Below are 11474 nucleotides of genomic sequence, written 5' to 3' on the forward strand. Positions count from 1 at the left end.
GGTGGCCCGCTGTTCGCGGGACACGCCGCAAGTACATCCATGTAGGCTCATCGGCGGCATCCATGCCGCCGAAGGTCCCGCGAACAGCGGGCCACCAGCTTCAGCACAGTTGCCCGGCGCGCCGAGAAGGAGCCACCCGGCCCGAGCCTCCAAGCTCGCGTCGTCGCCGCCCGGCGGGCTGGGGGTGAGGAGAGTGGACCATGGATGGTCCACGACCCGACTTAAAGACAGGATGTCGTCAGGAGGGCGGAGCATCCCCAGCCCGCCGGGCGGCGACTCCGGCCGAAGCTCGAGCCCCAACGATCAGGAACAACCAACACCGACTTCGGGACAGGATGTCCTAAGGAGAGCGCAGCATCCCCAGGCCGCCGCGAGGCGACTCGCTCCGAAGCCGGTTCCCAACGATCGCGAATAGCGCACGCACGAGAGAAGACGATTGCGCCAGCAGGTCGCCCACCCGATCCGCGCTTCAGCCCACCTTGCGCGCGCGCTGCCCGAACAGGATCCTCTTCTCCGCATCGGACATGGGCTTGCCGGCGTCCGGATTGACCTGGCTGGCCAGGCCGTAGGCGCGCTGCACCGCCGGGCGCGCGGCGATGGCCGCATGCCAGCGCCGGACTTCCGCGAACGGCGCGAGGTCCAGCGGCGCCCTGCCGTAGGGATTGATCCATGGATGGCAGGCCATGTCGGCGATGCTGTAGGCCTCGCCGGCGATGAACTCGCGGCCCTGCAACCGCCGGTCGAGCACGCCCAGCAGGCGCTCGGCTTCGTTGCGATAGCGCTCGCGGGCGTAGCCGATGGCTTCCGGCGCATAGACGTGGAAGTGCCCGTACTGGCCGGTCATCGGGCCCAGCCCGCCCATCTGCCAGAACAGCCACTCGTTGACCACGATCCGCTGCCGCAACGCAGTGCCCGCATCCGCGCCCTCGGGAACGCCGAGGAATCGCCCGCTTTTCTCCGCCAGGTAAAGCAGGATCGCGCCGGACTCGAACACCGGGATCGGCGCGCCGCCATCGGCGGGCGCATGGTCGACGATCGCCGGCATCTTGTTGTTCGGCGAAATCCGCAGGTAGTCGGGCGCGAACTGCGCGCCCCTGCCGATGTCGACCGGGACGATGCGGTAGTCCTGCGGTTGCCCGAGCTCGGCCAGTTCCTCGAGCAGCAGCGTCACCTTGTGGCCATTGGGCGTGGGCCAGTAATGCAGGTCGATCATGGAATCCATGCAGCCAGGAAGGGCACAAGACTCTAGCGTGGCCCGCGTCGATGCGCGGGCAACACTGCGTTGCGCCGGCGGCGGATGCCGGCGCTGCCGCTTGGCAGCGCCCGGGGGCGCCCGCTAACCTGCGGCGCCCTGCCCACGAATCCCCGCATGTCCGACCCCCGCCTGCCTGCCCCGCGCGATGCCCGCCTCAACCCGCTGGCGGCGCTGATCTTCTCCTCGCGCTGGCTGCAACTGCCGCTGTACCTGGGCCTGATCATCGCCCAGGGCGTGTACGTGTTCCTGTTCGCCAAGGAATTGTGGCACCTGATCCACGAGGCGCCGGCGCTGGGCGAACAGGACATCATGCTGATCGTGCTCGGCCTGATCGACGTGGTGATGATCTCCAACCTGCTGGTGATGGTGATCGTCGGCGGCTACGAGACCTTCGTCTCGCGGCTGGGCCTGGAAGGCCATCCCGACCAGCCGGAATGGCTCAGCCACGTCAACGCCAGCGTGCTCAAGGTGAAGCTGGCGATGGCGATCATCGGCATCTCCTCGATCCACCTGCTGAAGACCTTCATCGAGGCCGGCACGCTCGGCCTGCCGGTATGCGCGACCGTGACTGGAGGCGTGCCCTGCACCCGCTTCACCCAGGGCGGAGTGATGTGGCAGACCATCATCCACTGCGTGTTCATCCTCTCGGCGATCGGCATCGCCTGGACCGACCGGATCATGCAGTCGACCTCGAGCAAGCGCGAACAGGTCGCGCACTGAGTCGGGCGAACCGCATCCTGCGCGGCGGAATGCAGCAGGCGCCCATGTTGCAGCGGCGATGCCCGGGTAACGCAACCCGTTCAGCGTCGCGGGCTTGACGCGGCTGCGGGCGGCAGGTCCACTGCCCCGAGCCATGCGAACCTCGCCACGCAGCACGCAGGATCAGGTTCGCGACGAGCGCGAGCGGGCGCGGCGTCGCATGGCATACGGCGTGGCATTGGCCGTGGTGCTGCCGGTGCTGTGCCTGGGGCTGGTCGGCAACGAGTATGCACAGGCGGGACGCCAGGCGCGTGCGCATGCCTCGCTGCTGACGGATGCGCTCGAGAAGCCGCTGCGCGACCGCCTCTTGCTGTTGGCGTGGGAACTGGACGCATTGGCCGCGCACCCGGACCCGCGATCCATCTCGCGGGTGTCGGCACGGGAAATCATTCCCCTGCAGGGGCTGCGCGTGGACAACCGCCGGCCGGCCGGGGCCGCAAGCGAGCGCCTGTGGCTGGGGCCGCCGCGTCACGGGCCGGCGGGCTGGCAGGTGCCGGTCGCCCGCAGCATGGACGGCGGGCGCTGGCTGCATGCGGAAGTGGATGCCGCCATGTTCAACGACCTGGTGGCCGACTATTCGCTGCCTGCCGGCGACATGATCGCCCTGCTCCATGAGCATGGCGGCGTGCTGGCACGGGCACCCGCCAGCGCGCTGTCCGCTGGTTCCCGCCTGCAGGGCGGGGGGCCGCCACCCGGCGACAGGCAGGCGGCCGCTGCCGGCCACCACGAAGCGAGCGGCAGCGCCGATGGGGTGGAGCGGGTGGTGTATTACCGGCGGCTGCCCGACTTCCCGCTGGTGATCGAAGCGGGAATCAGCCGGGCCTCGATCCTCCGGCAATGGGTGCCGTTCGCCGCCGCGACCTTGGCCCTGTCCCTGTTGCTCGCCGGGTCTTGGGCCTGGCTGGTGGCGCGGTTCCAGCGCGCGCAGTCGCGCCAGGACGAACTGATCGGGAAGCTCGATTCGTCCGAACATCGCCTGCGCGAAGCCCATGGCATGGCCGGGATGGGCGAGTGGGGCTGGAACCTGCGCGACAACAGCATCCACTGGTCCGAGGAGGTCTGCCGGATCTATGGACGCAGCCAGGATGACGCGCCGCCGGACGTGCAGGCGGTCCTCGAGCTGGTCCATCCCGACGACGTGCCGCGGCTGCGTGCCCTCGCCGACCAGGTGACCGCTGGCGCCCGTCAGGCCGCCGCGGAGTTCCGCGTGCTCCTGCCCGGCGGGGCACAGCGCCACGTGCAGGCCCGCGGCGAACTGCAGGTCGATGCCAGTGGCGACCCCTGGCTGCGCGGCGTGCAGCAGGACATCACGGCCCTGACCGAGACCCGCGAGCGCCTGCGCGCCGCCGAGGCCCAGTACCGTTTCCTGTTCAAGCACAATCCGCTGCCGATGTGGGTGTTCGACCGGGAAAGCCTGCGCTTCCTGGCGGTCAACGATGCGATGGTCCGGCACTACGGCTACGACCGCGAAACGCTGCTGTCGATGACGTTGCTCGACATCCGCCCGCGCGAGGACCGCGCGGCCGTCCGCCACTCCGTCGATGCGCCGATCGACGAGAGGCTGCAGGGCGAGGTCTGGACCCACCTGCGCAGTGACGGCAAGCCATTGCGGATGGCGATCCACTCGCACGACATCGAGTTCGAACACCGCCCCGCGCGCCTGGTCGCGGCCGACGACGTGACCGAACGGGAGCGCAGCGAACAACGGTTCCGGCTGGTCGCCCGTGCCACGTCGGACGCGGTCTGGGACTGGGACGTCGTCACCGGCGACTTGTGGTGGAGCGACAGCTTCTTCAGCGTGTTCGGCTACGGCCGCGGCGACATGGCACCGACGATCCAGGCCTGGGAGTCGATGATCCATCCGGACGACCTCGGCCGGGTGATCGCCAGCCTGGAACTGGCGCTGCAGTCGCACCAGGAAGAATGGCAGGAGGGCTACCGTTTCCGGCGCAAGGACGGCAGCTATGCCGAAGTGCAGGATCGCGGTTTCATCCTGCGCGATGCGCGGGGCAGCGCCTTGCGCGCGGCCGGCGGCATGCTCGACATGACCCAGGCGCTGCGTGACAACGAGGACCTGAGGCTGCTGCGACGCGCGGTGGACTCCGCCGCCAACGGCATCGTGATCGCCGACGCGCGCCGGTTCGATTTCCCGGTGGTGTACGTCAATCGCGGCTTCGAGGAGATCACCGGTTACCGGGCCCAGGACGTCCTGGGGCGCAACTGCCGCATCCTGCGCGGGGACGATCGCGAGCAACCTGCGCTCGAGGCGATTCGCAACGCGTTGCGCGACGGCAGCGAAGCGCGGGTGATGCTGCGGAACTACCGTGCCGACGGGACGCAGTTCTGCAACGAGTTCCACCTGGCGCCGGTCCACGACGACCAGGGCACGCTGACGCATTTCATCGGCATCATCAGCGACGCCACCGAGCGCCAGAAGTACGAGCAACAACTGGCGCACCGCGCCACCCATGACGAACTGACCGGACTGCCCAACCGGCAGCTGCTGCATGATCGCCTGCAGCAGGCGATCCTCAACGCCGATCGCTACGGGCGCCAGGCAGGCGTCGTGTTCATCGACCTGGACGACTTCAAGCTCGTCAACGACAACCTGGGCCATAGCGCCGGTGACGCCGTGCTGCGGGAAGTCGCCCAGCGCCTCAGCGCGATGGTGCGCGAGACCGACACCGTCGGCCGCTTCGGGGGCGACGAGTTCGTCGTGGTGCTGACCGAACAGGCCGACGACGAAGGCATGTCGCGCGTCATCGACCTCGCATCCCGGGTGCTGTCGGAGCCGATGCACGTGGCCGGCATCACCCATACCCTGACGCCGAGCATCGGCTGGTGCCGTTATCCAGAGGCCGGCCGCGATGCCGAAACCCTGCTGATGCGCGCCGACGTGGCGATGTACCAGGCCAAGCGAAGCGGCCGCAACCGGGCGGTGGCCTATCGCGCCGAGTTCGATGCCGAGGTATCGCAACGGCTGCACCTGCTCGCGGAGCTGCGGGAAGCCCTGCGGCTGCAGCAGTTCACCCTCGTGTTCCAGCCGTTGTTCGACCGCGCCGGCGAAGCGGTGGCGCTGGAAGCGCTGGTGCGCTGGCAGCATCCGCAGCGAGGGTTGCTGTCGCCTGCCGAGTTCATCGGCGTGTGCGAGGAGAGCGGGCTGATCGTCGAACTGGGGCGTTGGGTGTTGCAGGAGGCGGCCCGGCACCATCGCCTGCTCGACGCCGCCGGGCTTGGCAGGCTGCGGATGGCCGTGAACGTGTCGGCTGCCCAGTTCGGCCACGATCTCGCCAGCGACGTCAAGGCGGCGTTGCAGCAATGCCCGATGCCTGCCGGGGCGCTGGAGCTGGAGATTACCGAAAGCCTGATCATGCACAACTTCGAGCGCACGATCGAATTGATGCAGCAGTTGGCGGCAATGGGCGTCAGTTTCGCGGTCGACGATTTCGGCACCGGGCATTCCAGCCTGGCCTACCTCAAGCGCTTGCCGATCGACCGGCTGAAGATCGACCGCTCCTTCGTGCAGGACCTGGCCACGGATCCCGATGATGCAACGATCTGCGCATCGGTCATCAACCTGGCGCATTCCCTGCACCTGTCGACCGTGGCAGAAGGGGTCGAAACGAAAGCGCAGCTGGACTGGCTGCGTGAACGCGGCTGCGACGAGGTCCAGGGCTTCCTGCTGGGGCGCCCGCAGGCGTTCGCGTCGCTGTTGCCGGTACTGCTCGGCCACGGTGGGCCCCGCCCCGCCGCGTAAACTGTCGCGATGGATGTCTCCCACCTGCTCGACGAGCTCAACCCCGCGCAGCGCGAAGCGGTCAGCGCGCCGCCCGGGCATTACCTGGTGCTGGCCGGGGCCGGCTCCGGCAAGACCCGGGTACTGACGCACCGCATCGCCTGGCTCAACGAGGTCCATGGCGTGCCCGCGCACGGCATCCTCGCGGTGACCTTCACCAACAAGGCGGCGGCGGAAATGCGCGGCCGCACCGAGGCGCTGCTGCAGCGCAACCGCGCCGGGCCCGGTGCGCGCGGCATGTGGATCGGCACCTTCCACGGCCTCTCGCATCGACTGTTGCGGCTGCACTGGCAGGACGCGAAGTTGCCGGAAGCCTTCCAGGTGCTCGATTCCGACGACCAGCTGCGGCTGCTCAAGCGCGTGGTGCAGCAGCTGGAGCTGGACGAGGCGCGCTTCCCGCCGCGCCAGATCGCGTGGTGGATCAACGCGCAGAAGGACGAGGGCCGGCGCCCGCATCACCTGCAGCCCGCGCCCGGCGATGCCTGGCTGGACGTGATGCACCGCGCCTACGCGCTGTACCAGGAGCGCTGCGACCGCGCCGGCCTGGTCGACTTCGCCGAGCTGCTGCTGCGCGCGCTGGAACTGCTGCGCGACCACCCGGCGCTGCTGGCGCACTACCGCCAGCGCTTCGGCGAGATCCTGGTCGACGAGTTCCAGGACACCAACGCGATCCAGTACGCCTTCGTGCGCCTGCTTGCCGGCAACAGCAGCGATGGCGGCAGTGGCCACGTGTTCGTGGTCGGCGACGACGACCAGTCGATCTATGGCTGGCGCGGCGCGAAAGTGGAGAACATGCAGCGGTTCCTCGCCGACTTCCCCGGCGCCAGGACCATCCGCCTGGAACAGAACTACCGCTCCAGCGCCAACATCCTCGGCGCCGCCAACGCGGTGATCACCCACAACCCGGACCGGCTCGGCAAGCAGCTGTGGACCGACAGCGGCGACGGCGAGCCGCTCGACCTGTACGCGGCCTACAACGAGATCGACGAGGCGCGCTTTGTGATCGAACGCATCGCCCAGTGGGTGCGCGACGGCGGTTCGCACGGCGAGGCGGCGATCCTGTACCGCAGCAACGCGCAGTCGCGCGCGTTCGAGGAAGCCCTGCTCGCCGAGCAGGTCCCGTACCGCGTGTACGGCGGCCAGCGCTTCTTCGAGCGTGCCGAGGTCAAGGACACGCTGGCCTACCTGCGGCTGGTGGCCAACCGCGACGACGACGCCGCGTTCGAACGCGCGGTCAACACGCCCACTCGCGGCATCGGCTCGCGCACCCTCGACGAGGTGCGCCAGCACGCGCGCGCCGGCGCGCTGTCGCTGTGGCAGGCCTCGCGCGAAGTCGCCACCGGCGGCGCGCTGGCGGCGCGCGCGCGCAATGCGCTGGCCGGCTTCCATGCGCTGGTTGACGCGCTCGCGGCGGAAGTCGCGGAGCTGCCGCTGCAGGAAAAGATCGACCACGTGCTGGCGCGCTCGGGGTTGCGCGCGCACTACGCCGCCGAGTCGAAGGGCTCGCTGGATTCGCGCACCGACAACCTCGACGAGCTGGTGTCGGTGGCCTCGCGCTTCGTGCAGCGCGACGACGACGAGGAAGCGGCGTCCTCGAGCGAGCTGGTCGCGTTCCTGTCCTACGCCGCGCTGGAAGCCGGCGAAGGCCAGGCCCAGGCCGGCGAAGACGGTGTGCAGCTGATGACCCTGCACAGCGCCAAGGGTCTGGAGTTCCCGCTGGTGTTCCTGGCCGGCATGGAGGAAGGCCTGTTCCCCAGCGGTCGCTCGCTGGAGGAAAGCGGGCGGCTGGAGGAGGAACGCCGCCTGGCCTACGTCGGCATCACCCGCGCGCGGCAGAAGCTGGTGCTCAGCTACGCCGAGGCGCGACGGCTCCACGGCCAGGACATGTACGGGGTACCGTCGCGCTTCCTGCGCGAGATCCCCGCCGCCCTGCTCAACGAAGTGCGGCCGCGGGTGCAGGTGTCGCGGCCCGCATTCGCGCCGCAACCGCGCCGCGGCGCGTTTGCCGAACGTGGCGGCCATGCCGCGATCGAGGCGCCGGCGATCAAGCTCGGCCAGAACGTCCGCCACCCGACCTTCGGCACCGGCACGGTCATCGACTATGAAGGCGCCGGCGCGCACGCGCGTGTGCAGGTGAATTTCGACGAAACAGGATCGAAGTGGCTGGTGCTCGCCTACGCCAACCTGACGGCAACGTAGCGATGGGCGGCGGCATCGTCGCCAGGTGCGTCGCGTGAATCGGGCGGGCGCCGGCCGCGCATTGCGGCGCGGTGCTGGCCGACGCAACCTGTCGCCGCCGTAGCCGGGCATCGGGCGACGCCGGACTGAATGCGCCCCGGCCGCGGGTCACGTCGCCTGGACGCCGTTGCCACTAGCGTGTCCGGATCTCCCCAGCGATGGAATCGCGATGGCCACGCGTGCGACCAGGGCGACCGCCACCACCCGCCGCCAGCAGGCAATCCAGGCCCAGGCGCGGCGCAGCAACAAGCCGGCCAAGCCCGCCGCCAAGGGCAAGCCCGGCAAGCGCGCGGTGCAGGCCGGGCCGCGGCGGCAGCCGCAGAATCCGTTGCCGCAGCAGCAGCTGCGCAAGCCGGGCAACGAACACGAACTCGACCCGTCGCCGCGGTTCCTCGCGCCGAACTACGCCGGCAGCGGCAAGCTGGCGGGCAAGGTGGCACTCATCACCGGCGGCGATTCGGGCATCGGTCGCGCGGTCGCGGTGCTGTTCGCGCGCGAAGGCGCCGACGTCGCCATCGCCTACCTGTCCGAGCGCGCGGATGCGCACGCCACCAAGGCATGCGTCGAAGCCGAGGGCGCGCGCTGCATCATCGTTGCCGGCGACGTGCGCGACCCGGCGTTCTGCAGGCGCGCGGTGGCGCGCACGGTCAAGGCCCTGGGCCGGCTCGACATCCTGGTCAACAACGCCGCGTTCCAGCAACACCGCGACCGCCTCGAAGACCTGGACGAGGCACAGCTGGAGGAAACCCTGCAGACCAACATCGGCGGCTATTTCCGCATGGCGCGCGCGGCCTTGCCGCACCTGCGGCGCGGCGCCTGCATCATCAACACCAGTTCCGAGACCGCGCGTTTTGGCAGTGGCGGCCTGCTCGACTATTCGGCGACCAAGGGCGCGATCGATGCATTCACCCGTTCGCTGGCGCTGAACCTGCTGCCGCGCGGCATCCGGGTCAACGCGGTGGCGCCAGGGCCGGTGTGGACGCCGCTGAACCCGGCCGACCGCGACGCCGCCGAGGTCGCCACGTTCGGCGCCGACAGCGACATGGGCCGCCCGGCGCAACCGGAGGAGATCTCGCCGGCGTACGTGTTCCTCGCTGCGCCGGCGTGCGCGTCCTATGTCAATGGCGTGGTGTTGCCGGTGATGGGGGGGCCGCGCGGCTGACCCTACCAGCCGTAGAGCTTGTAGTAGGTCACCGGCGCGTCGCCCTTGAGCGGGTCCATCCTGCCGTCGCCGTCGCGGTCGACCAGGTAGTAGGTCGGCCCGCGTGGTGGCACCACCTTGACCATGCGCAGCTGGCCCTGCACGCGGTACTCGGTGACGACGTCGCCGTTGGCTTCGGTGCGGGTGGCCGCGTCCGCGTCTTCCGGGACCTCGGGCGCAGGCTGCATGCTTGCGCACGCGGCCAGCAGCAGCGACGACAGCAGGACGGGCAGGGCTCGTTGCATCGGGGTGGGCATGGCGTCTCTCCGGCGGTGCGTGCGTGGATTATGCGCTGCCCGGTCGCGTGCATCGGTGATCGCGACCGCAAGATGGCTGCGGCGGGCCTCGGTCGGCAGGCGGCGCACGGCAGCGCGGCGGGTAGAATCGGGCGATGCCACGCCTTGTCCTGATCGACGGTTCCTCCTACCTCTACCGCGCCTTCCACGCGCTGCCGCCGCTGAGCAACGCCCAGGGTGAACCGACCGGGGCGCTGTTCGGCGTGGTCAACATGCTGCGGGCGACGCTGAAGGAACAGCCCGACTGCGCCGCATTCGTGGTGGACGCACCCGGCAAGACCTTCCGCGACGACCTGTACCCGCAGTACAAGGCCAACCGGCCGCCGATGCCGGAGGAACTGCGGGCCCAGGTGCAGCCGATGCTGGAGATCGTGCAGGCGCTGGGCTTCCCGATCCTGCGCATCGACGGGGTCGAGGCCGACGACGTGATCGGCACCCTGGCCCGGGAAGCCGCGGCCGAAGGCGCTGCGGTGACGATCTCCACCAGCGACAAGGATTTCGCCCAGCTGGTGGGCGGGGTCGATGGCGGCGGCCGCATCGAACTGGTCAACACCATGAGTGGCAGCAAGCTCGACAGCGACGAGGCGGTGCTGGCCAAGTTCGGGGTGCGCGCAGCGCAGATCGTCGATTACCTGGCGCTGATGGGCGACGCCATCGACAACATCCCGGGCGTGGAGAAGTGCGGGCCCAAGACCGCGGCCAAGTGGCTGGCCGAGCACGGCACGCTCGATGGCGTCATCGCCGCCGCCGCCGGCACCAAGGGCAAGATCGGCGACAACCTGCGCGCCGCGCTGCCGCGGCTGCCGCTCAATCGCGAGCTGGTCACGATCAAGACCGACGTGGTGCTGGAACGGCCGGCCAGGGAACTCAAGCTGCGCGAACGCGATGCCGATGCGCTGCGAACGCTGTACACCCGCTATGGCTTCAACCAGGCCCTGCGCGAACTCGAAGGCAACGCCGCGCCGGAACCGGCCCCCGGCAAGGCCGGCGTGCGCGGCACCGAGGCCGGCTTTGCGCGCGCCGCGGGCAAGCCCGAGCCGGCGCCTGATGCCGCGCTGGCGGCCGCGGGCGAGTACGAAATGGTGCTGACCCGCGCGCAGCTGGATGCCTGGGTCGCGCGGCTGCAGGCCGCCGCCGAATTCGCCTTCGACACCGAGACCGACAGCCTCGACGCGATGCGCGCCAACCTCGTCGGCCTGAGCCTGGCCGTCGAACCCGGGCGCGCCGCCTACATCCCGGTCGCGCACGCCTATCCCGGCGTGCCGGTGCAACTGCCGCGCGCCGAGGTGCTGGACGCGCTGCGCCCGCTGTTCGCCGATCCGGGCAAGCGCAAGCTCGGCCAGCACGGCAAGTACGACCTGCACGTGCTGCGCCGCCACGGCGTCGAGGTCGCCGGCTACGCCGACGACACGATGCTCGAGAGCTTCGTGCTCAACGCCACCGCCAGCCGCCACGACATGGACTCGCTGGCCGCGCGCTACCTGGGCTACACCACGGTCAAGTTCGCCGACGTCGCCGGCAAGGGCGCCAGGCAGATCACCTTCGACCAGGTCGCGCTCGACGACGCCACCCGCTACGCCGCCGAGGACGCCGACGTCACCCTGCGCCTGCACCGCGTGCTCGCGCCCCGGCTGGCCGCGGAGCCCGCGCTGGAGCGCGTGTATCGCACCATCGAGATCCCGCTGGTGCCGGTGCTGCAACGGATCGAGGCCAGTGGCGTGCTGGTCGACGCCGACGAACTGCGCCGGCAGTCGGTCGACCTGTCCCGGCGCATGCTCGCCGCGCAGCAGCAGGCGACCGAACTGGCGGGCCGCAGCTTCAACCTGGATTCGCCCAAGCAGGTGTGCGCGCTGCTGTTCGAGGAGCTGAAACTGCCAGCGCTGGTGAAGACCCCCACCGGGCAACCATCGGTGAACGAAGAAGCGCTCG

Annotated in this window: 7 protein-coding genes; 5 read left to right on the forward strand and 2 right to left on the reverse strand. The window is 69.9% G+C overall.

The window, feature by feature from the left end:
• Nucleotides 1-469 precede the first annotated feature (469 nt).
• On the reverse strand, nucleotides 470-1213 hold the full coding sequence (locus tag MQC88_RS12900) for a glutathione binding-like protein (protein WP_243322773.1): 744 nt from the start codon (nucleotides 1211-1213) through the stop codon (nucleotides 470-472).
• Nucleotides 1214-1369: 156 nt separating this feature from the next.
• Between MQC88_RS12900 and MQC88_RS12905 the strand changes: the two genes are divergently transcribed.
• From MQC88_RS12905 to MQC88_RS12920, 4 genes are all read left to right on the forward strand, one after another.
• A complete protein-coding gene (locus MQC88_RS12905) occupies nucleotides 1370-1975 on the forward strand; it encodes a TIGR00645 family protein (protein ID WP_243322763.1) in 606 nt (201 codons plus the stop codon).
• A 199-nt stretch (nucleotides 1976-2174) separates the two neighbouring features.
• Nucleotides 2175-5771 (forward strand): EAL domain-containing protein, encoded by a 3597-nt coding sequence (locus MQC88_RS12910; protein ID WP_243322765.1) that lies wholly within the window; start codon nucleotides 2175-2177, stop codon nucleotides 5769-5771.
• Between the two features lie 9 nt (nucleotides 5772-5780).
• Nucleotides 5781-8009 (forward strand): DNA helicase II, encoded by a 2229-nt coding sequence (gene uvrD, locus MQC88_RS12915; RefSeq protein WP_243322767.1) that lies wholly within the window; start codon nucleotides 5781-5783, stop codon nucleotides 8007-8009.
• 208 nt (nucleotides 8010-8217) lie between these two features.
• Entirely contained in the window at nucleotides 8218-9210 is a 993-nt protein-coding gene (locus MQC88_RS12920) for an SDR family oxidoreductase (RefSeq protein WP_243322769.1), read from the forward strand.
• A gap of 2 nt (nucleotides 9211-9212) precedes the next feature.
• Here the strand turns inward: MQC88_RS12920 and MQC88_RS12925 are convergent, their stop codons facing one another.
• A complete protein-coding gene (locus tag MQC88_RS12925; RefSeq protein WP_425491636.1) occupies nucleotides 9213-9506 on the reverse strand; it encodes a DUF2782 domain-containing protein in 294 nt (97 codons plus the stop codon).
• 134 nt (nucleotides 9507-9640) lie between these two features.
• Between MQC88_RS12925 and MQC88_RS12930 the strand changes: the two genes are divergently transcribed.
• On the forward strand, nucleotides 9641-11474 hold a 1834-nt coding region (locus tag MQC88_RS12930), incomplete at its 3' end, for a DNA polymerase (RefSeq protein WP_243322771.1).

Source organism: Cognatiluteimonas sedimenti (assembly GCF_022808325.1).
GTDB lineage: Bacteria > Pseudomonadota > Gammaproteobacteria > Xanthomonadales > Xanthomonadaceae > Cognatiluteimonas > Cognatiluteimonas sedimenti.